Genomic DNA, 19,717 nt, shown 5'->3' with positions numbered 1-19,717 from the left:
CAATGCGTGCATGGATCGGTATCCTCGGCCTGATGTGCGCCTTTGGCGTGCAGGCCGCGCCCAAGGTCGCCGTAGCGGACCTGGCGTTCCAGCAGCGTGTGGAGCAATACATCCACACGGTGTCTGCCCAGACCAATATGCAAGCCAACCGCTACAGCGCCAGCGCCTCGGGCAGCTACAACGAGTACGAGGAGCGCAGCAGCTATATCGAGCAGGGCGAACTGCGCAAATTTACCGGTGACATCAAGGGCGAGATCCTGCGCACCGGGATGTTTCAGCTGGTCCAGGGCACGCCTTACACGGCCAAGTCCACCGAAGACGTCTACGACGTCATCAAGCGCATCAAGAATGGCAACTTCAAAGGCGCCGACTATGTGCTGTTCGGCACGGTGTCGGATATCGACTTCAATCAGGACATGAACGAGCTGGCCAATACCGACAGCTACTCGGCCATCCTGAGCCTGACGCTGGTTGCAGACTTCAGCCTGATCAACACCCGTACCTTCGAGATTACCTCTGCCTTCACGGCAACGGGCGAAGGCCAGGACACCAAACTGGTCAATGGTCGCGACGTGCATGTCTCGCTCAATCGCGGGCGTGTGGTGCGTGATGTATCGAAGTCGATCGGTGAAGACGTGGCAGGCCAGCTGCGCCTGCAACTGCGCGGTGAGGTACCGTACGATCAGCCGCAGCCGATGCAACGCAACAACCTGCCGCCTGATGAGGCACCACGCATTCTGCGTTGAGTCTCGCTTGGCTTGGTTATGTAGAGTGAATCCTGTGGGAGCGAATTCATTCGCGAAGAGGCTAGTACATTCGACGTACTTGTACCGTCTATAAGTCAGCCTTCGCGAATGAATTCGCTCCCACAATCGCCTCTGTAACTCGCTCCAACATCCCCTCTCCCTATATCAAGCCCGATGCAAAGTCGCCAGAAACGCCGCCGCGCTGACAAACAGCCCGGCAAAAGTGCGGTTCATGCGGCGCTGCTGCTTCGGCGTCTTCAGAGCGCGCAATACCTTCGACGCCAGCCCGGTATAGCCCGCCATCACGGTCAGGTCCACGGCCACCATGGTTGCGCCGATGATCAGGTACTGCGTCAGCAGCGGCGCGTTGGGATCGATGAACTGCGGCAGGATCGCCAGCATGAACACCAGGGCCTTGGGGTTGCTGATGTTGACCAGAAAACCACGAAATACCAGGCTCAACGGCTTGCCAATGGGGCGCGGCGTAGCGTCGTCGGTGAGGTCGCTGGGCAGCGCTCGCCATTGCTTGACGCCCAGGTAGACCAGGTAAGCCACGCCGAACCATTTAATCAGGGTGAATGCGGTGGCCGAAGTCGCCAGCACCGCGCCAAGGCCGGCAGCAATGATCGCGATTTGCAGGACCAGCGCCAATTGCAGGCCCAGGGCATTCCAATAGCCGCGCCAGAAGCCGTATTGCAGACCGCTGGACATGGACGCAATGGCGCCCGCGCCAGGTGACAGGCTGATAACCCAACAAGCGGCAAAAAACGCCAGCCACGTTTCAAGTGACATCACACACCTCAGGCAGAACGGAGTAATCGTTAAGCTAATAGGTGTTGCAAAAAATGACCATCGATTTCTATGGGTTCTGTGGGGGCGTAGCTTACGAATCCTGCGGCTTGTCGATCAGTGAGGTCAGGGGCATGGCATCACTGCCGCGCCAGCGACGCACCGACTTCTGGAAGAACTGGCTGTTGGGTACCTGCACCAGTGCCCCGCCGTTTTCCGGTGGCTCGATCAGGGTGGTGAACATCAGGTTGATCGCTGTGACCCGGCCTTTGACGCCCGGTTTATCGAGCGTGTCGACCAGCTCCACGACATCGCCGATGCGGAACGGCCCGATGGTGAAGATCAGCACCGCACACAGCAGATTGGACAGCACGCTCCACATGGCGAAGAACGCGACTGCCGCGACGGCGACAAAGCCCGACAGAGCCGTCCACAGTACCGTGGCGGAGACCCCGAGCCGTCCCAGGACGATAACGAAGGCACTGCCCATGATCAGCCAACGCAAACCGCCGCGCACTGGGATCAGCAGTTCAGGTGGCAAGGGGTAGCGTTCGCCCAGATTGTTGAGGAAGCGCGCTACCAGCCGCTGCGCCAGGTAACCGGCCAGCAGGATCAGCAGGATTTGCAGGCCCAGCCAGATCGGTTCGATCCAGTGGGCGGGCAACATTACACCGAAAAACTCCATTACAACTCCTGAATCACGACGACAGGGCTTCCAGCTCGGCCTGCATCGATTCCAGCAGCTCCAGAGCCTCCATCCACGCCTCTTCCAGCTCGCCTTCACGAACCTTCAGCCTGGCCTGCTCGGCGAGCATGTCGCGCAGCTTGTCCTTGTTCGCCGCCTCGTAAATATCACTGTCGCCCAAAGCCGCTTCGACCTTGGCCAGCTTCTCGTGCAGGGTGCCCAGGTCCCGTTCCAGCTTGTCGGCTTCGCGCTTGTGCGGCGCGAGTTGCTGACGCAAGGCGGCAGCCTGCTGGCGCTGGGCCTTTTTATCAGTCTTGTCGGCGTTGACCGGCGTATTGCTGGCCGGGGCGTTGCGCAGGCGGTAGTCAGCGAGCCAGCGCGCATAATCTTCCAGATCGCCGTCGAACTCCTGGACGCGGCCGTCGGCGACCAACAGGAAGTCGTCGGTAGTGCTCTTGAGCAGATGACGATCGTGGGAAACCACCAGTACCGCGCCACTGAATTCCTGGAGGGCCATGGTCAAGGCCAGGCGCATTTCCAGATCCAGGTGGTTGGTCGGTTCGTCGAGCAGCAACAGGTTGGGTTTGTCCCAGGCAATCAATGCCAGGGCCAGACGGGCTTTTTCGCCGCCGGAGAAATTCAGCACCGGTTCATCCAGGCGCGCGCCACGGAAGTCGAAGCCGCCGAGGAAGTCGCGCAGGGTCTGTTCGCGTTCGGTCGGCGCGATGCGTTGCAGATGCAGCAGCGGGCTGGCCTTGGCGTCGAGTGAGTCGAGCTGATGCTGGGCGAAGTAACCGACAACGGTGTTTTCACCACGAGCCAGACGACCGCTCAGGGGCTCCAGCTCACCGGCCAGGTTCTTGATCAGGGTCGATTTACCAGCACCGTTGGGCCCCAGCAAACCGATGCGCGCACCGGGGGTGAGCTGCAGCTTGACCTTCTCCAGGATGGTTTTGTCACCATACCCAAGGCGCGCGTCGGACAGGTCCAGCAAGGGGCTGGAGATCTTGTCGGACTCGCGGAAGGTAAAGTCGAACGGTGAGTCGACATGAGCCGCCGACAGCTCCTCCATGCGTTCCAGGGCCTTGATCCGGCTCTGGGCCTGCTTGGCCTTGGTGGCCTGGGCCTTGAAGCGCGTAATGAATTTCTCCATGTGCGCGCGTTGGGCCTGCTGCTTCTCGTAAGCTTGTTGCTGCTGGGCCAGGCGTTCGGCGCGGGCGCGCTCGAAGGCGCTGTAGCCGCCGCGATAAAGGGTGATCTTGCGCTGTTCGACATGGGCGACGTGATCGACCACCGCGTCGAGGAAATCCCGGTCGTGGGAAATCAGCAGCAGTGTGCCGGGGTAGCTCTTGAGCCAGTCTTCGAGCCAGAGAATGGCGTCCAGGTCCAAGTGGTTGGTTGGTTCGTCGAGCAGCAGCAGGTCCGATGGGCACATCAGGGCCTGCGCCAGATTCAGACGCATCCGCCAGCCACCGGAGAAATCTCCGACTTGGCGTTCCATTTGTTCGTTGGTGAAGCCAAGGCCGGCCAGCAGCTTACGAGCCCGGGCATCGGCGGTATAGCCGTCGGCGCTGTCCAGCTCGGCATGCATGCGTGCCTGAGCGGCGCCGTCCTGGGACGCTTCGGCTGCGGCCAGCTCACGCTGCACCTGACGCAGGCGCAGATCGCCATCGAGGACATAGTCCACCGCCAGGCGCTCGAGGGTGTCGACCTCCTGACGCATATGGGCGATGCGCCAGTCGGCAGGCAGCAGGCAATCGCCGCCATCGGGGGTCAGTTCACCCCGCAGCAGGGCGAACAGGCTGGATTTACCGGCGCCATTGGCACCGATCAGGCCGGCTTTCTGGCCGGCGTGCAGGGTCAGCTCGGCGTCTTCTAGCAGACGTTGCGGACCACGCTGTAAGGTAAGGCTTTGAAGTCGAATCATAATGGCGGCGGAGTCTACCAGCTTCGTCTCGAACAAGTGGATCACTATGCCTTCTGACCTGTGGAGTTTCACCCTCGATTTCTACGCCCGACCGGGAATCGAGCAGGCCTGTCTGGACTTGCAGGCCAGCGGCGCCAATGTCTGCCTGCTGCTGCTGGGTGTCTGGCTGGATAAGCGCGGCGTGGCCTGGCAGGCCTCGCGAGCGCGGCAGATTGTCGAATTGACCGTGCCGTGGGACGAAGAAGTCATTCAGCCCCTGCGTCACTTGCGCACGCAATGGCGTGCAGCAGCGGGCAGTGATGCGATCCTGAGCGGCATGCGTGACGAGATCAAGGCACTGGAATTGAAGGCCGAGCGGGAGTTGCTGAGGCGTCTGGAAAAGCTTGTGCAGGCATGGCCGACGCACATCGCCCAGGGCGAACGTCAATGGCTGAAGGTGCTGGCGGGTGAGGCGCAAGGTCTGAGCCGCGACGCGCTAACAGCGTTGCGCGTCGCGGCGGACCAGGCGTGACGCTTAGGAAGCGCTTGGCGTTGTCGAGCTGGTAGCAGGTGCTGCTGGTGATGCTGGTGCAACCGGTGCAGCGGGAGCTGCTGTTGCAGTAGAGGCCGGAGTCGCTGGAGTTGCCGGCTTTGCAGCGGCAGGCTTGGCAGCAGGTTTGGCGGCGGCTGGTTTAGCGGCAGGCTTGGCAGCGGGTTTAGCTGCGGCCGTTGCAGCAGGCTTGGCTGCTGCTGGTTTAGCGGCAGGCTTGGCGGCCGGTTTTGCAGCGACTGGCTTGGCAGCAGGTTTAGCGGCTGGTTTGGCCGCTGCTGGTTTGGCAGGCGCTTTGGTTGCAGCAGGTTTGGCAGCCGCTTTTACCGGTGCTTTCGCAGCAGTGGCGGGTTTTGCAGCGGCAGCCGGAGCTTTCGCGGCTGCAGCCTTGGTCGCGGCCGGTTTAGCTGCGGGTTTGGCAGCCGGCTTTGCAGCGGCTGGCTTGGTAGCGGGTTTGGCAGCGGCCGGTTTTGCAGCGGCGGTTTTAGCAACCGGCTTGGCGGCCGGTTTAGCAGCAACCGGTTTGGCAGCAGGTGCAGCTTTGGTGGTGGCAGCGTTGCCAGTTGCTTTGGCCGGGGCCTTGGCTGGAGCTTTGGCGGCAACCGGTGCCTTGGCAGCAACAGCTTTGGCGGCTGGTTTAGCGGCAGGCTTGGCAGCGCGATCGATCAGCAGCTTGCCAACGGCTTCTTTGACGCGGCCAACACCCTGGGCCAGCTTCAGGCTTTCCTGAGCGTCGCGTTTGAGTTGCAGGATGTAGGCGCGGGTTTCGGTCTGGCGATCTTTGAGGGCATCGAGCAGGCCTTCGAGTTCGGCAACGCCGCTCTTGGCTTTCTCTTGCGCCTTGGCCTTGCCGGCGGTGGCGGCGGTTTGCAGCTTGGTGCGCGACTTGTGCAGTTTTTCCTGCGCTTTGACGCGTTGTTTTTCCAGCTTGGCGAGCAGTTTTTCTGCATCAGTCAGAGCTTGCGAACAGGCGCTTTCGAGATGCTCGAGCAAGCTGCCCGATAGTTGTTGGAGCAAATGCAACGGCGTGTTTACGGTCTTCTTCTTGGCCGACATGGTTTACCTCCTGACTGACTGAAATTGCGGCCCATACTAGCCCTCTGTATCCAGCGCCGCTAGGGCATGTTGACAGCATCCTTTGCACCTTGTTGCACGGGGCCGTAACTGAGTTGGATGGCTGTGCTGAAATTCCTTTGTAACTTCATCACATACATGCGCTCGCACTGGCATAATCGCTGCCTTCCCGGGTCGGAGAGCATGTATGTCGCGCTACCTGTTATCGTCTTTGTTCCTCTTGCTGCCGCTGGCTCAAGCCGCTGAGCCAGAACCTTCCACCGATGCCCACGACCTCGCCTACAGCCTGGGGGCCAGCCTCGGTGAGCGCCTGCACCAGGAGGTACCGGATCTTGATCTCAAGGCGCTGGTCGATGGTTTGCAGCAGGCCTACAAAGGCAAACCGCTGGCGCTGAAGAAAGAGCGCATGGACCAGATCCTGGCCGATCATGACGCTGCCGTGGCACAGGCCGAGGCAAGCGGTGATCCCGAGCCGCAGAGCGAAGCCGCCCTGGCGGTGGAGCGCAAGTTCATGGACGCGGAAAAAGCCAAGCCCGGAGTCAAGGAACTGGCCGACGGCGTCCTGATGACGGAGCTCAAGGCCGGCACCGGGGCCAAGCCTACGATCAACAGCCGGGTCCAGGTCAATTACGTGGGGCATCTGCCCGATGGCACGGTCTTCGATCAGAGCAGCCAGCCGCAATGGTTTCGTGTCGACAGCGTGATCAGCGGCTGGACCACGGCCCTTGAAAGCATGCCGGTCGGAGCGAAGTGGCGTCTGGTAATTCCGTCGGCGCAAGCCTACGGCGCAGAAGGTGCAGGCGATTTGATCGACCCGTACACCCCGCTGGTTTTTGAAATCGAACTGTTGGCCGTCTCGCAGTAAAAAAACTTTGCGTCAGACATGAAAAAGGGGCGCCTTGAGCACCCCTTGGTCAACACTGCATCAGCGCAATCAGGCCTGAGCCATGTTTTGCTCTTGATGGGCGTTATGCAGCACTTCGATCAGGCAGTCTTCCAGTTCGAAGCGTTCGTGCAGTTGGCTGCCAAGTTTTTTGAGCTTCTCTGCAACCTTCGCGCTATCCGAGCAATCACCCTTGTCGCAATGATCATTGAAAGCCAGAGCGGATTCGGTCAGGGCTTCAATGCGCGGGTAAATGGTTTTAGCCAATTCAAGGCCGCGTTCATCATTGAAAGCCTTGGCTTCGCTGTTGAGCTGCTCGTAAATTTCGAAGTGCCCGGCCGAAACGTAATCGAGCAAAGCCTGACAGAGCTTCAGCAATTGCGCTCGATCCATCGCTTCTGCGCCCAACTCGTCGTAGGTCTCGATCAACTTGGCGCGGTCCTGCAGCCAACGATCGATCAGAAGGTGGACACCACCCCAGCGTTCCTGAGCATTCCGACAACTTTCCAGCATGATCTTCTCTCTTCCCTTATGGGTATGCGCTCTGCGCCGGCCTCAAGACAAGAATCAACTCTCCAGATGAGAGGGGCCTGATAACGCAGCAGATGCGACATTGTTCCAGTGATTCATGCGGCCCAGATTATGCCCGCATGACAACCCCTTCAAGGTACGCAGGAGAGAAAGTTCATACAAGTGTTTAATCCTCAACGGTTGGAAACTGCCGCCAGCCCCGGCACAGCGCCCATAGCGCGAACAGACCGACAGCGCAGAACGCCAGCAGACTCCACTCGGGAATACTGAAGCCGAACAGTGACCAGTTGACCTCGGCACACATGAGCATTTTGGCTCGTAGCGGATCGATTTCGTGGAACAGTTGAAGTGCGTAGAGAATGCGTTCAAGCACCGCCATGAGTGGCACCAGGACGTCCATCGAGGCGGTCTGCAGCCAGACTTGGGTACCTGCCGCAGTACCTCCGCTCAGCGTCGCCAGCACGAGCAGCGCGCTGTACCAGCGTCCGGCAACCACGCCGGGACCGTGGACTGCAACGCACAGGCAGAGAAGCGCGCAGACAAGCATGATCAGCCGTTGCAGTAAGCACAGCACACAGAGCTCAAGGAAGAAGGCCTGTTGCAGGTAAATGGCTGCGCCAAGGATCGATGCACATGCGGTGAACGCCAGGAGGAACAGGAAGCGCAGGTGGCCCAGAGACATGGCAGATCCGTAACAAAAAACGAAGGCAGTTACGGTAGAGGAAAGCCCGTAGCCCTTTCAAGGCGCGTAGGTAGGGATATTTCCTTGATCCGATGGGGGTTTGCGGACTGGTAAGTGCGATTTTTTACTTCTGGATGCAGGAATAATCCCGAAAAATAAAAAAATCGAGAATATTCCTACAAAGTCTGCATGGCCACGCCGCGAAACCACGCCGTGGGAACGGCTTCAGCCAGGAGCGCTTCCTTGAAGCTAAAGCCAATCCTACAACGCGCATTTGAAATCTTGGGTTACGTTCAAACCCTGGCCAATGCCGGCAAAGGCCGTGACAGGAAGCGCTCGTCAAGCAGGCCGAGACCTTCCTGGAACAACTGGTTACTGCGTTCGGTCTCGCCCAGTTGGGCCAGCAGGCGGGCCAGTTCAGCGCAGGCTTCGGGGCTGCGTTGTTCGCGCAGGCTGCTTTCCAGGTAGTCCCGTGCCTTGCCCCATAAGCTGTTTTGCAGGCAAAGACGGCCGAGTGTCAGCAGCAGGCTCGGGTCGTTGGCGTGCTGCTTGAGCAACCCTTCGGCCATTTGCAGTTGCCTGGTCGGCTCGGCGCCATGCACCAGGCCGTACAGGCGGGCCAAATGGCTGCTGTACTCGCGCTTGAGGGCGGTACGCAGGACCTCTTCGGCCTGGGCATCGGCGCCAAGGCGGCGCAATTGTTCAGCGTAGGCCAGCACCAGCGGTGGTTCCTGGCGTTGGGCCGAGGTCAGTTGCTGCCAGGCCTTGTCCAGTGACGGCAAGCCGGTCAGGCCGTCCTCACCGTCGTTCTCGCGGTAGGCGGCGAGGCTGAGGTTTTCGCCCCATGCTCGGCGCTCCAGTTCGGCCAGCTCCTGAGGAGGCAGGATCTTGTCCTTGCGCAGCTCCGGCATCATGCGAATCAAGGCCGGCCAGTCACCACGTTGCTGATAGAGACGTTGCAAATGACGCAGCACCTGGGCGTTGTGGGGATGACGCTCGCGCATGGCTTCAAGCGTCGCCAGGGCGCCGTCGATCTCGCCGCGGTCTTGCTGCAACTGGGCATGACTCAGCGCAATTGCCAGCTCGGCCTGTGGCTGACGCTCCAGGGCGCGCTCGAGCAGGTTGTCGCTTTCTTCGTAGCGGCCCTGCTCGTTGGCGGCACGGGCGGCACCGAGGTAATACAGCAATGGTTGGCGTTCGGCTTCTGCGGCGCGATGCAGGTGACGTTGGGCGCTGGCCCAGCGGCCTTCGGCCAGGTCCATCTGGCCCTGTGCAATGGCGACCTGGGCGCGACGGCTGCGATGACGGCGCGACCACGGGTTAACCAGGCCGCCGGAAGTGGTCACCAATCTCACCAGGGCGCGAATCAGCACTACCACCAGCCAGATCACGGCTAACAGTGCCAGGGTGGCCCACAGGCTCGATTCATAGCGGAAGTTCTGGTACGCGATCAGCACGTAGCCGGAGTGCTCCGAAATGGCGACGCCGATCAGCGCTGCAATCAGGATGGCTGCGAACAGCAGCAGGTAGGTCCGCTTCATGGGCTGGTCTCCTGATGCGTCTGGTCAGGCTGGCCGCCTTTGCGCACCAGGTCTTCAGCCGGAGCATGGCGTCGATTGAGGTAGGCCTGGACCGAGCTGAGGCTCTGGGTCAGGTCCGGGGTCATCACGGCCACCGGTTGCTTGGCCAGTTCGTCGAGGCGCTCGTTGAGACTCTTGCTTTGCGGATTGTCGGGGTTGAAGCTGCCCTGCAGGACGTTCTTGGCTTCAACCAGGGCCTGGCTGTAGACCTTGGGCTCGCCGTTGAGGGCTGCCCATTGCGCCTGCTCCAGCGCCAGGCTCAGGGCCAGGCGCACCTGGCTCAGGCTCTGCCCGGCCAGCAGCGGACGCACGCTCTTGTCGGCGCTGAAATCGATCCGCACGTAATGGGAAAGGTCATTCCACCATTGGGCCCAATAGTTGTCCTGTTCCTTGCCGGTGGTCAGGCCGAACAGAGACTCGCCCTTGTCGACGTACTCGGGGGCAAGCTCGTTGAGCTGAGCGACTTGATCGCGCAGGGCGGCCAGTTGCAGGAACAGGCCGGTGCGGTCCGGCTGATCAATGCTGCGCAAGGCGGCGAGGCTCTTGGCCAGTTGCTCGCGTGCGGCGAACGCACCGGGGTCATCCTGTTCGCGCAGAATTTCGTCGGCACCCTGGACCAGCGCCTGGGCGCTGTTTATGTCCTGCAGAGCGGAAAGGCGCAGGCTGGCCAGGCGCAGCAAATGCTCGGCTTCGGCCAGGCGCCAATCCTTGCGGCTGGCACCGAGGACGGTTTCCAGGCGCTGGTTCAGGCGTTGCTGATCGCCCTGCAACTGGGTGACCAGTCGGCGTCGGTCTTCCAGTTCGCTGGCGGCCGGCAACTGCGCCAGTCGCGCAGACATTTGCTGCTCGCTCTGGGAGAGCGCCTGGGTCTGGGCAACGATATCTTCCATCTGGCTATGTTGCTGGACGTGGCTTGACTGCAGCGTGCGCAGTTGCAACACGCCCCAGCCAGCGACTGCGATACCTGCGGCGCCAAACAGCAAAGCAAGCAGGGCCAAACCATTGCCGCGGCCGCTCGTACGTTGCGGGCGGATTGCATCGGGCGCAGGTGCGGAAGTTGTCAGCACCGGCTCTGCATTATCTTTGGGCAAGATTGTTTCGCTCACGTATCCATCCTTTGCATGGGGGCGTATGTCAGTTCAATACGCCTGATCAGCGGGTGCGGGATGAGCCCGCAACGCCGCCAGCAAGGCCGCGGCGTTCGCGCCGCGACAATCCACAACTGTTAAAGCCCCGGCGCTATGCGCCAATTCGGCAACCCGGGGGCTCGGTGCGAACAAGGGCAGCCTGGCCAGTTCGGCCCAGCTTTCTCCTGCCAACTGCCGCAAGTGTGCAAAACCCTGCCCACTGCTGACCACCAGCCCGTTCAGGCGTTCCTCAAATACCCTCCGGGGTAGGGTTGACGCAGGGTAATCCGGGAGAAAGCGGCGGTACAGCGGCAGATAATCGACACTAACACCCTGTTCGCGCAAGCGCTCGGCCAACATCTCTCTGCCGTCCTCGCCACGCAGGATCAGAACCCGTGCGCCGGGAATGTTCAGGGCGCTCTGAAAGGCAGGGAGGTCCAACAGGGCTTCGCTGTCGTCACCTTGCTGTGGCCAGGCGACGTCCAGTCCATAGTCGCGCAACAGTTGACCGGTGCTGGCGCCGACGCTGAACCATGGTTGGATGGGCGGCTGCGGCCACCATTCGTCCAGCAACTCGATGCCTGCGCGGGCTGCAGGTTTGCTGACGACGATGACGGCGCAATAGCGATGCAGTTCGAGAATCGGCCCACGCTGAACATCGGTGATTTCCAATGGCTGGGTTTCCAGCAGCGGCAGGCTGCTGCTGAAAATTCCGGCGTCGGCCAATAGCTGGGAGAGCGCCGCAGATTCTTCAGCTGGGCGGGTCAGTAACAGGCGCCAACCTGTCACTCTTGCCCTGCCTCGCCATAGACGGCTTGCAGGATTGCCTGCGCGCCCTGGTCCAGCAAGGCTTCGGCGACTTGTACACCGAGGGCTTCGGGTTCGGTCTGCGGGCCGTGGGCATCAGCATTAAGCAACAGACTGCCAGCCGGATCGCCGACCAGGCCGCGCAACCAGATTTGCTCGCCTTGCAAGACTGCATAGCAGGCAATGGGTACCTGGCAGCCGCCATTGAGGTGCTTATTCATGGCGCGCTCGGCCCGCACGCGCAGGGCGGTTTCCTGATGGTGCAGGGGTTTGAGCAGTTCATGGATATCCAGATCGCCACTGCGGCATTCGATACCGACCGCGCCTTGGCCACCGGCGGGCAGGCTGTCGTCGATACTGATCGCCGAGGTGATGCGGTCTTCGAAGCCCAGGCGGATCAGTCCGGCCGCCGCCAGGATGATCGCGTCATATTCACCGGCATCGAGCTTGGCCAGACGCGTATTGACGTTGCCACGCAGGAAATGAATCTTCAGGTCGGGACGCCGGGCCAGCAGCTGCGCCTGGCGACGCAAGCTGGAGGTGCCGACGATACTGCCCGTCGGCAATTGCTCAAGGCTTGTGTAGGTATTGGAGACAAAGGCGTCACGAGGGTCTTCGCGTTCGCAGATGCAGAACAGCCCAAGACCTTCGGGGAAATCCATGGGCACGTCTTTCATCGAGTGCACGGCGATGTCCGCCTGGTTTTCCAGCAGGGCTGTTTCCAGCTCTTTGACGAACAGGCCCTTGCCGCCGATTTTCGACAGTGGCGAGTCGAGCAGCTTGTCGCCCCGGCTGACCATGGGCACCAGGATCACGCTCAGGCCTGGATGCGCCTGCTCAAGGCGAGCCTTGACGTATTCGGCCTGCCAGAGGGCCAAAGCGCTTTTGCGAGTAGCAATGCGGATTTCGCGAGAGGACATGGATCAATCCGTACCTGAATAGATGCGGCGGATGATAACAGCTCAAACCCAATGGCTTGAGTGCTGTCGTTAAACATCCGCCGCCTACTGATCACGGTCAATGTTTCAGCGGCCGCAACGATGTTCCCGGCGCCGGGACTACAGTTGCTGCATCATCTTGCGCACACCCGCAACATGTCGCCGGCTGACGATCAGGGCATCGCCATTGAGCCCCCTGAGGAACAGCTGGAAATGCCCCAGCGGCGTGCGCTGCATACGCTCGATGCGCTCTCGGGAGACCAAGGCATTACGATGGATACGCACGAATCGATTACCGAATTCGTCCTCCAGCGCCTTGAGTGGCTCATCCAGCAACACTTCGCCACCGTCGTGACGCAGGGTCACATACTTATGGTCGGCGATAAAAAAGATCACGTCGTCCAGCGGGATCAGCTCTATGCCCTTGCGGGTCCGCGCGCTGATATGACTGCGCGGACCATTGCCGCTCACGGCAGCCGGGCGGGTCAGTGCCGCCAGTTGCACGCGATTGGGCCGTTCAGCCTTTTTCAAGGCTTCCTGCAGGTCTTCGGGACGTACCGGTTTCACCAGATAGCCGACAGCACTGACCTGAAATGCATCCAGGGCAAATTCATCGTGTGCGGTACAAAAAACAACGGCGGGCGGTGTTTCCCGCTCGCACAGTTTTGCCGCAACCTGCAGGCCATCGAGGCCTGGCATGCGGATATCGAGTAAAACCACATCCGGCTTGAGGTTGTCGATCAGTGCCAAGGCTTCTTCGCCATTGGAAGCACTGGGTTCTAAGACCCGGTAGCCCTCGATTTTGCCGACCATACGTTCAAGTCGTTCGCGGGCTAGGGGTTCGTCATCAACGATCAGGACATTCATATTGCTCTGGCTTCCTGCGTGAGTCTCGCACAAGGATAGCGTAGACAGGTGAAGTGACGACCGTCACGGCGCTCCACGCTCAGACTGGCGTGAGGGCCAAAAAGTGCCGTAATGCGAGCACCAATATTTACCAGGGCCTGTTGAGTACCGTTGGAAGTCTGCCGCGTGGCAACATCTTCATAGGGATTGCTTACACACAATACGAACTCTCCCCGCTCATAATCTGCCTGGACTCTCACCACGCCGCCCTCGACGCGCGGCGCGATGCCATAGATCAAAGCGTTTTCCAGTAGTGGCTGCAAGGTTAGCTGTGGAATCGGCAAGTCTTCCGGGATTGCACTCACCGCCCACTCCAACTGTAGACGCTCACCAAGACGATATTGCTCAATCGATAAATATCGTTTTGCCAATTCCAGCTCATCGCGCCACATCACCACGTTGCCGGGACGGGCCAGACTGGCGCGGAAAAGATCCGACAGATCGAGTACCGCCTGCTCGGCCTTGACCGGGTCACTGGCCACCAGACTGGCAATGCTGTTGAGCGTGTTGAACAGAAAATGCGGCTGGATCCGCGCCTGCAATGACTCGAGCCGGGCGCGCAGCTCAGCCTGCTGCTGCTTGCGCCACTGACTCTGCAGGTAAAAGTAGCGTAGCAAAAGCGCGGACATGATCAGTGCGATCAAGGCATAACGGATATAACGTTCGACCATACCCACCGCCGACGCAGGGCCCGCCAGTTCACAGACATCGGTCACCGCCGTGCACAACAGAGTTATCCCCACTACCAGCAGGCAGCACAGCGTCCCGGCAACTCCCGTGGGCAGGCGCGCCAGCCAGGGGCGCAGGCCGCACAGCAGAGCGGCGGACAGCAGCACAATCCACTGCACGAACAGCGAAATCAACGCCAGACGCACCCAGTCGAAATCCGGGTGCATGGGTTCGACCAGCACCAGGACCATGACCAGCAGCTCGGCGAGGACGACGAGCACCAGCAATGCCTGGGGCAGGCACAGTTCAGGGATGAAAAACTCTTTGCCGGGGCTCACGTCGGCTTTCAGCCAGTTGTTTTGCATAGGGCCAGTCTCGGCGTTGGCGATGGCCTCGGCAAGCGGCCCGGGGATAAATAAACGACAACCCTGTTATTATCTGTAACGGCCCGAAACAAGCACGGGCACGTCACTATTTCCGCAGATCATTCGAGCGAATCCATGAGCACCGACAAGACCAACCAGTCCTGGGGCGGCCGCTTCAGTGAACCCGTCGACGCCTTCGTCGCGCGCTTCACGGCCTCCGTTACTTTCGACCAGCGCCTTTATCGCCACGACATCATGGGCTCCATCGCCCATGCGACCATGCTCGCCCACGTTGGCGTGCTGACCGATGCCGAGCGCGACACCATCATCGACGGCCTGAAAACCATTCAGACCGAGATCGAGGCCGGTACTTTTGAATGGCGCGTCGATCTGGAAGACGTGCACATGAATATCGAAGCCCGTCTGACCGACCGCATCGGCGTCACCGGCAAGAAACTGCACACCGGGCGCAGCCGTAACGATCAGGTGGCTACCGATATCCGCCTGTGGCTGCGTGACGAAATCGACCTGATCCTGGCCGAAGTCAATCGCCTGCAACAGGGCCTGCTGGGTCTGGCCGAGCGTGAAGCCGAGACCATCATGCCGGGCTTCACCCACTTGCAGACCGCTCAGCCAGTAACCTTTGGCCACCACATGCTGGCCTGGTTCGAAATGCTCAGCCGTGACTACGAACGTCTGGTCGACTGCCGCAAGCGCCTGAACCGCATGCCGCTGGGCAGCGCGGCACTGGCGGGCACCACCTACCCGATCGACCGCGAACTGACCTGCAAACTGCTGGGTTTCGACGCCGTGGGCGGCAACTCCCTGGACGGTGTTTCCGATCGCGACTTCGCCATCGAGTTCTGCTCGGCGGCCAGCGTGGCGATGATGCATCTGTCGCGCTTCTCTGAAGAGCTGGTGTTGTGGACCAGTGCCCAGTTCCGTTTCATCGATCTGCCTGACCGTTTCTGTACTGGCAGCTCGATCATGCCGCAGAAGAAAAACCCTGACGTTCCGGAACTGGTGCGTGGCAAGACCGGACGTGTTTTCGGCGCCCTGATGGGCCTGTTGACCCTGATGAAAGGCCAGCCGTTGGCCTACAACAAGGACAACCAGGAAGACAAGGAACCGCTGTTCGACGCCGCCGATACTCTGCGTGACTCGCTGCGTGCTTTCGCTGACATGGTCCCGGCCATCGTGCCCAAGCACGACGTGATGCGCGAGGCGGCCCTGCGCGGTTTCTCCACTGCAACTGACCTGGCGGACTATCTGGTACGCCGCGGCCTGCCATTCCGTGACTGCCACGAAATCGTCGGCCATGCCGTTAAATACGGTGTGGACACGGGCAAGGATCTGGCGGAAATGAGCCTCGAAGAGCTGCGCAAATTCAGCGATCAGATCGAGCAGGACGTCTTTGCCGTACTGACCCTGGAAGGCTCGGTCAACGCCCGTAACCATATCGGCGGTACTGCTCCGGCCCAGGTTCGCGCTGCGGTTGGCCGCGGCCGGGCATTGTTGGCTGCGCGCTGATCCCTGGCAGCAATCATCAATATTGTGGGGACCGGCTTCAGCCGGGAAGACACCTTCCCGGCTGAAGCCGGTCCCACCGAGCTGCGTCGATTCGCGCAGCAAATCTTTTGAGAAGCATCCCCATGACCGACCCAATCGACAACGATGAAGAAGAATTCGCCGAAGCCACGCTGATCCAGGCCATCGAGAATCAGATCGAAAGCGACAACCCGCCTGCCGCCAAGGCTACGTTCAACAAGCTGACCCTGGTGGGTTACGAGCGTGAAGAGATCCTGGAAATGATGGCCCACGTGCTGGCCGTGGAGATCGACGCCCTGCTCGAAGAAGACCGTGCCTTCAATACCGAATGGTACGAAAAGGCCCTGCGCGCCCTGCCAGAGCTGCCCCCGCAAGCCCAGTAAGATATCGGCTGCAAAAAAACCAGACGCTGGCTACACTGCAAAGGCCCCGCTGCCACAGGTTTCCACGGGGTCGTCACGCCAAGCCAGCTTTAACGGTCATTCAGAACCGACGAGCACCGACCGCGTGCTCACCAGCACTGGTTCCAGAACTGACCGCCCCCGCTCGCGAGGCGTATTACTAGAAAAGTCTGGAGTACCTATGTCGTATACCCCTGAGTTGGTTGCCGAACTGGAAATTCTTGCACTGTTCAATCTGGGCAGCACCCATGAAGGCCTCAAGGTCCATCATGTGGCTGCTCCAACTGCCATCGCCGCCGCGAAACGACTTTTCGACAAGGGCCTCACGACCCAGGTCGATGGCGGCTATCTGACGAGCCTTGGACTCGAAGCTGCCGAGCACGCGCAGTCGCTGCTGACCATTCTTAACGTAAAAAAAGAAGCCGCCTGATCCATATCGGGGGGAGTACGCCGGGGCTCGCCTTGCAAAAAGTCGTTGCGAGCCCTTAATCTTTGCCGGAATCGGCCGATAAAAAATTGGCGCCAGAATAATAATCAACGCAAAGCACGTATTCAGCTTTCGACTGCTTGATCCCTGAATGCCACCTTTCGAGCCTTGCCAGCCGGTTTAAAGTTGCGATGACGCGTACCTCCGAGATTCGCCCTGACCTGGATGAGGGCATCGACCGTAAGGTTCTCAGCCAGCTTCGTAACCGTTTCCTGACGCTCAACGCCGGGCGGCTCAGCCGTGCCATGGACGGGCTATCTACCCGCCAGCAAGCTGTCCTGACCCTTCTGCCGTTGTTCTTCCACGTCAATCATCCGCTCTTGCCCGGTTATGTTTCCGGCAGCACGCCTGCGGGTGTGTCGAGTTATGAGCCCGAGGCCCAGGTGCTTTCCGAGGCTCAGCGGCTGACGCGCTCTTTCTCCTATAAGCCGCGGCGCGGCCCTCAACCCGACCCGATCCACGGGATATTCCTGATGGGCAGCCTCGGCAGCCTGGCCCAGGCCGAACAGAGCGATATGGATGTCTGGGTCTGTCACGAGCCTGGCCTGGCCCCTGACGATATCGCCGAACTGCGCAAAAAATGTGCGGCACTGGAAACCTGGGCCGCGACCCAGGGCGCCGAAGTGCACTTCTTCCTGATCGACCCGCAGCGCTTTGCCGTGGGCGACCGCGATGCCCGGCTCAGTTCGGAAGACTGCGGCACTACGCAGCACTATCTATTGCTCGACGAGTTTTATCGCACTGCGATCTGGCTGGCCGGGCGCACGCCGGTGTGGTGGCTGGTGCCGGTCTACGAGGAACCGCGCTACGCCGAATACACCCACACGTTGCTATCCAAGCGTTTCATTCGCTCCGATGAGATCCTCGATCTGGGCAACATGGCCCATATCCCCGCAGGTGAATACATTGGCGCGGGCCTCTGGCAGCTGTTCAAGGGGATAGAGTCACCCTACAAGTCAGTGCTCAAGCTGTTGCTGACCGAGGTCTATGCCAGCGAGCACCCCAAGGTGCAGTGCCTGAGCATGCGCTTCAAGCAGGCGGTGTTCGCAAATCGGTTGCACCTCGATGAGCTGGACCCCTACATGATGGTTTACAGGCGTATTGAGGAGTATCTGACCGAACGGGCCGAGCCAGAGCGTCTTGAGTTGGTGCGGCGCAGTCTTTATTTGAAGGTGAACAAGCGCCTCACCGGCCTGTCCCGCTCGCGTAGTACCAGCTGGCAGCGAGATTTGCTTGAACGCCTGACCCGGGCCTGGGGCTGGGACGAGCGCCATTTGATGCTGCTCGACAGCCGCAACCAGTGGAAAGTCCGCCAGGTCACCCACGAGCGTCGGGCGCTGGTCAACGAGCTGAACTACAGCTATCGCTTCCTGACCCAGTTTGCCCGCACACAACAGGTGGCCAGCTCGATCAATACCCGCGACCTCAATGTGTTGGGGCGGCGTTTGTATGCGGCATTCGAGCGCAAGGCGGGCAAGGTCGAGTTCATCAATCCCGGTATCGCCCCGGACATGGCTGAAGACACCCTGACTCTGGTGCAGTCGCCCAACAAGCGTGAGCCGGGCAAGAATCAGTGGGGCCTGTACAACGGTAGTCTCGGTGCCCACGAGTGGGAGCATTTTGCCCCGATCAAGCGCAGCCGCGAGTTGCTTGAGTTGCTGGCCTGGTGTCATCGCAACAGCGTGATAGACAGCAGCACTCGCCTGGCGCTGCATCCGGGCAGCAGCGATCTGACGGAGCTTGAGCTGTTCAACCTGCTCGGCGCTCTGCAGCAGGCGGTCGAATTGCCGTTGCCGGTGGTCAGCGAAGAGCGTCTGCTCAGCCCCAGTGTGCCTGATCAGATTCTATTGCTGGTCAATGTCGGGGTCGATCCGCTCAAGCATCACCGCGAGCTGAATATCCTCATGACCACCGAGCGTACCGACTCGCTGAGTTATGCCGGGGTGCGGGAAAACCTGGTGCTGACTCTGGACCAGATCACCCTCAACAGCTGGAATGAAACCCAGGTCAGTCGCTTCGACGGTGCTCACGCCCTGCTCGACTGCATGAAGGAGCTGCTCAACAGCCTGCCCGAAGGCCAGCCGCAGCCAACCATTCGAGTGTGCTGCTTCTGCCACAACCGTGCGCCGGCCATTGCCCTGCGTGTCGAAGAACTGATCAAGACCGCCCGGCTGCTGTTGGCCCGACGCCTGAACCATCGCTATCTGATTCAGGTGCAGCAGCAGTATCACGTACTGGAAATGATCCCCGGCCAGGTCAATCACGTTTCGCTGCCGGACTGGTCGAGCCTGATTGATTACCTGGGCAGCGAACTGCCGAGCTACAGCCCGCTGCATCTGGACCCCCAGGCGCTGGATGATCACGACCTGACGCTGATCCTGCCCCATGGCCAGCCCGAATGCATTCAGGTGTTCTACCGGATCAACGAACCCAGCGCCGACCTTTATGTGCTCGACGAGCACAACGCGCTGTGGCACCAGCGCCTGCCGTATCACGACGAACAAAGCCTGCTGTTACCGTTGCAGCGTTTCTTGCAGGCGCTGGTTTACCGGCGTGGGGCAATGCTGCCGCTGGAAAACCCGCAGGAGCCGATTTCCCTGGAAACCCTGTACTACAAAATCCTGCCCACCGGGCCGGGCCGTGCCCGGCGCATCGAACAGCGCTCCGTACCGACGGCGGTGGACAAACCGTTCTACGACGTACAGGCGATTGTGGAGGAGGCCTCGCCGGGGCAGATCAGCGTGACTCTGTACTGCAACGATCAGGAAGTGTCGGAGCTGGAGTACGGCGATCAGCTCTTCGATGTGGTGGCGCAACAGATTCTCGAACAACGCCACGAACCCCAGCGCTATCGCTGCTACATCACCGACCTGGACCTGTCCGGGCTGCTCGGCGATACCCATGGGCAGAGTATTTTGTTCCTGCGCTATAAGGCGGATCTGGAGAAATCGCTGAACGAGGCGATGGCGCGGGCGTAGTAAGGCAACTCAAAGTGTGGGAAGTGAAAGCGAATTTTGTGGGAGCGAATTTATTCGCGAAGCGG

Annotated in this window: 19 protein-coding genes; 7 read left to right on the top strand and 12 right to left on the bottom strand. The window is 60.5% G+C overall.

Going from position 1 to position 19,717, the window contains the following annotated elements; all coding sequences use genetic code 11:
- Positions 1–2: 2 nt before the first annotated feature.
- Positions 3–746 carry a penicillin-binding protein activator LpoB gene (locus tag ACCD02_RS01025; RefSeq protein WP_413298081.1) on the top strand — a complete coding sequence of 248 codons (744 nt, stop codon included), beginning with the start codon at positions 3–5 and terminating at the stop codon, positions 744–746.
- A gap of 165 nt (positions 747–911) precedes the next feature.
- Here the strand turns inward: ACCD02_RS01025 and ACCD02_RS01020 are convergent, their stop codons facing one another.
- The 3 genes from ACCD02_RS01020 to ACCD02_RS01010 form a co-directional block, all read right to left on the bottom strand.
- Positions 912–1,538 carry a LysE family transporter gene (locus tag ACCD02_RS01020; RefSeq protein ID WP_413298080.1) on the bottom strand — a complete coding sequence of 209 codons (627 nt, stop codon included), beginning with the start codon at positions 1,536–1,538 and terminating at the stop codon, positions 912–914.
- Between the two features lie 91 nt (positions 1,539–1,629).
- Entirely contained in the window at positions 1,630–2,220 is a 591-nt protein-coding gene (locus ACCD02_RS01015; protein WP_413298078.1) for a mechanosensitive ion channel domain-containing protein, read from the bottom strand.
- A gap of 13 nt (positions 2,221–2,233) precedes the next feature.
- Complete coding sequence (locus tag ACCD02_RS01010) at positions 2,234–4,147, bottom strand: ATP-binding cassette domain-containing protein (RefSeq protein WP_413298077.1); 1,914 nt, start codon at positions 4,145–4,147, stop codon at positions 2,234–2,236.
- A gap of 46 nt (positions 4,148–4,193) precedes the next feature.
- On the opposite strand from ACCD02_RS01010, the gene ACCD02_RS01005 reads away from it, so the two are divergent.
- Positions 4,194–4,658, top strand: coding sequence for a TIGR02444 family protein (locus ACCD02_RS01005; RefSeq protein WP_413298076.1), 465 nt, complete (start codon positions 4,194–4,196; stop codon positions 4,656–4,658).
- A 3-nt stretch (positions 4,659–4,661) separates the two neighbouring features.
- Here the strand turns inward: ACCD02_RS01005 and ACCD02_RS01000 are convergent, their stop codons facing one another.
- The gene (locus ACCD02_RS01000; protein ID WP_413298075.1) at positions 4,662–5,732 is read right to left on the bottom strand and encodes an AlgP family protein; all 1,071 of its coding nucleotides are present in this window, start codon (positions 5,730–5,732) and stop codon (positions 4,662–4,664) included.
- A 205-nt stretch (positions 5,733–5,937) separates the two neighbouring features.
- Here ACCD02_RS01000 and ACCD02_RS00995 point away from each other — a divergent pair, with 205 nt between their 5' ends.
- Positions 5,938–6,615 (top strand): FKBP-type peptidyl-prolyl cis-trans isomerase, encoded by a 678-nt coding sequence (locus tag ACCD02_RS00995; RefSeq protein WP_413298073.1) that lies wholly within the window; start codon positions 5,938–5,940, stop codon positions 6,613–6,615.
- A gap of 69 nt (positions 6,616–6,684) precedes the next feature.
- On the opposite strand, the gene rsd is transcribed toward ACCD02_RS00995, so the two are convergent.
- From rsd to ACCD02_RS00955, 8 genes are all read right to left on the bottom strand, one after another.
- The gene (gene rsd / locus ACCD02_RS00990) at positions 6,685–7,146 is read right to left on the bottom strand and encodes a sigma D regulator (RefSeq protein ID WP_413298072.1); all 462 of its coding nucleotides are present in this window, start codon (positions 7,144–7,146) and stop codon (positions 6,685–6,687) included.
- Positions 7,147–7,330: 184 nt separating this feature from the next.
- The gene (locus ACCD02_RS00985; protein WP_413298071.1) at positions 7,331–7,846 is read right to left on the bottom strand and encodes a disulfide bond formation protein B; all 516 of its coding nucleotides are present in this window, start codon (positions 7,844–7,846) and stop codon (positions 7,331–7,333) included.
- A 293-nt stretch (positions 7,847–8,139) separates the two neighbouring features.
- Positions 8,140–9,387 (bottom strand): heme biosynthesis protein HemY, encoded by a 1,248-nt coding sequence (locus ACCD02_RS00980; RefSeq protein ID WP_413298070.1) that lies wholly within the window; start codon positions 9,385–9,387, stop codon positions 8,140–8,142.
- Positions 9,384–10,532, bottom strand: coding sequence for a uroporphyrinogen-III C-methyltransferase (locus tag ACCD02_RS00975; RefSeq protein ID WP_413298069.1), 1,149 nt, complete (start codon positions 10,530–10,532; stop codon positions 9,384–9,386). The genes ACCD02_RS00980 and ACCD02_RS00975 overlap by 4 nt, the downstream gene beginning before the upstream one ends.
- Before the next feature lie 33 nt (positions 10,533–10,565).
- Entirely contained in the window at positions 10,566–11,342 is a 777-nt protein-coding gene (locus ACCD02_RS00970; protein ID WP_413298068.1) for a uroporphyrinogen-III synthase, read from the bottom strand.
- Positions 11,339–12,280, bottom strand: a complete 942-nt coding sequence (gene hemC / locus ACCD02_RS00965; RefSeq protein ID WP_413298067.1) for a hydroxymethylbilane synthase — start codon at positions 12,278–12,280, stop codon at positions 11,339–11,341. Before hemC ends, ACCD02_RS00970 begins: the two co-directional genes overlap by 4 nt.
- 138 nt (positions 12,281–12,418) lie before the next feature.
- A complete protein-coding gene (locus ACCD02_RS00960; RefSeq protein WP_413298066.1) occupies positions 12,419–13,165 on the bottom strand; it encodes a LytR/AlgR family response regulator transcription factor in 747 nt (248 codons plus the stop codon).
- Positions 13,162–14,238, bottom strand: a complete 1,077-nt coding sequence (locus ACCD02_RS00955) for a sensor histidine kinase (protein WP_413298065.1) — start codon at positions 14,236–14,238, stop codon at positions 13,162–13,164. Before ACCD02_RS00955 ends, ACCD02_RS00960 begins: the two co-directional genes overlap by 4 nt.
- Positions 14,239–14,373: 135 nt before the next feature.
- On the opposite strand from ACCD02_RS00955, the gene argH reads away from it, so the two are divergent.
- From argH to ACCD02_RS00935, 4 genes are all read left to right on the top strand, one after another.
- Positions 14,374–15,768, top strand: a complete 1,395-nt coding sequence (gene argH / locus ACCD02_RS00950) for an argininosuccinate lyase (RefSeq protein ID WP_413298064.1) — start codon at positions 14,374–14,376, stop codon at positions 15,766–15,768.
- 122 nt (positions 15,769–15,890) lie between these two features.
- Positions 15,891–16,169, top strand: coding sequence for a hypothetical protein (locus ACCD02_RS00945; RefSeq protein ID WP_413298063.1), 279 nt, complete (start codon positions 15,891–15,893; stop codon positions 16,167–16,169).
- 199 nt (positions 16,170–16,368) lie between these two features.
- Positions 16,369–16,617, top strand: coding sequence for a TIGR02647 family protein (locus ACCD02_RS00940; RefSeq protein WP_413298062.1), 249 nt, complete (start codon positions 16,369–16,371; stop codon positions 16,615–16,617).
- Between the two features lie 188 nt (positions 16,618–16,805).
- The gene (locus tag ACCD02_RS00935; RefSeq protein ID WP_413298061.1) at positions 16,806–19,652 is read left to right on the top strand and encodes a class I adenylate cyclase; all 2,847 of its coding nucleotides are present in this window, start codon (positions 16,806–16,808) and stop codon (positions 19,650–19,652) included.
- Positions 19,653–19,717: the final 65 nt, after the last annotated feature.

This window comes from Pseudomonas sp. Pseusp88 (genome assembly GCF_047303955.1).
Classification (GTDB): Bacteria; Pseudomonadota; Gammaproteobacteria; order Pseudomonadales; family Pseudomonadaceae; genus Aquipseudomonas.
The sequence above is the reverse complement of the archived record's forward strand: the minus strand, read 5'-3'. Positions and strand labels throughout refer to the sequence as shown.

Excerpts from the sequence above, each read along its gene's own strand:
- ACCD02_RS01025 (WP_413298081.1), top strand. The coding sequence starts at position 3 with ATGCGTGCATGGATCGGTATCCTCGGCCTGATGTGCGCCTTTGGCGTG.
- ACCD02_RS01020 (WP_413298080.1), bottom strand. The coding sequence starts at position 1,538 with ATGTCACTTGAAACGTGGCTGGCGTTTTTTGCCGCTTGTTGGGTTATC.
- ACCD02_RS01015 (WP_413298078.1), bottom strand. The coding sequence starts at position 2,220 with ATGGAGTTTTTCGGTGTAATGTTGCCCGCCCACTGGATCGAACCGATC.
- ACCD02_RS01010 (WP_413298077.1), bottom strand. The coding sequence starts at position 4,147 with ATGATTCGACTTCAAAGCCTTACCTTACAGCGTGGTCCGCAACGTCTG.
- ACCD02_RS01005 (WP_413298076.1), top strand. The coding sequence starts at position 4,194 with ATGCCTTCTGACCTGTGGAGTTTCACCCTCGATTTCTACGCCCGACCG.
- ACCD02_RS01000 (WP_413298075.1), bottom strand. The coding sequence starts at position 5,732 with ATGTCGGCCAAGAAGAAGACCGTAAACACGCCGTTGCATTTGCTCCAA.
- ACCD02_RS00995 (WP_413298073.1), top strand. The coding sequence starts at position 5,938 with ATGTCGCGCTACCTGTTATCGTCTTTGTTCCTCTTGCTGCCGCTGGCT.
- rsd (WP_413298072.1), bottom strand. The coding sequence starts at position 7,146 with ATGCTGGAAAGTTGTCGGAATGCTCAGGAACGCTGGGGTGGTGTCCAC.
- ACCD02_RS00985 (WP_413298071.1), bottom strand. The coding sequence starts at position 7,846 with ATGTCTCTGGGCCACCTGCGCTTCCTGTTCCTCCTGGCGTTCACCGCA.
- ACCD02_RS00980 (WP_413298070.1), bottom strand. The coding sequence starts at position 9,387 with ATGAAGCGGACCTACCTGCTGCTGTTCGCAGCCATCCTGATTGCAGCG.
- hemC (WP_413298067.1), bottom strand. The coding sequence starts at position 12,280 with ATGTCCTCTCGCGAAATCCGCATTGCTACTCGCAAAAGCGCTTTGGCC.
- ACCD02_RS00960 (WP_413298066.1), bottom strand. The coding sequence starts at position 13,165 with ATGAATGTCCTGATCGTTGATGACGAACCCCTAGCCCGCGAACGACTT.
- ACCD02_RS00955 (WP_413298065.1), bottom strand. The coding sequence starts at position 14,238 with ATGCAAAACAACTGGCTGAAAGCCGACGTGAGCCCCGGCAAAGAGTTT.
- argH (WP_413298064.1), top strand. The coding sequence starts at position 14,374 with ATGAGCACCGACAAGACCAACCAGTCCTGGGGCGGCCGCTTCAGTGAA.
- ACCD02_RS00945 (WP_413298063.1), top strand. The coding sequence starts at position 15,891 with ATGACCGACCCAATCGACAACGATGAAGAAGAATTCGCCGAAGCCACG.
- ACCD02_RS00940 (WP_413298062.1), top strand. The coding sequence starts at position 16,369 with ATGTCGTATACCCCTGAGTTGGTTGCCGAACTGGAAATTCTTGCACTG.
- ACCD02_RS00935 (WP_413298061.1), top strand. The coding sequence starts at position 16,806 with ATGACGCGTACCTCCGAGATTCGCCCTGACCTGGATGAGGGCATCGAC.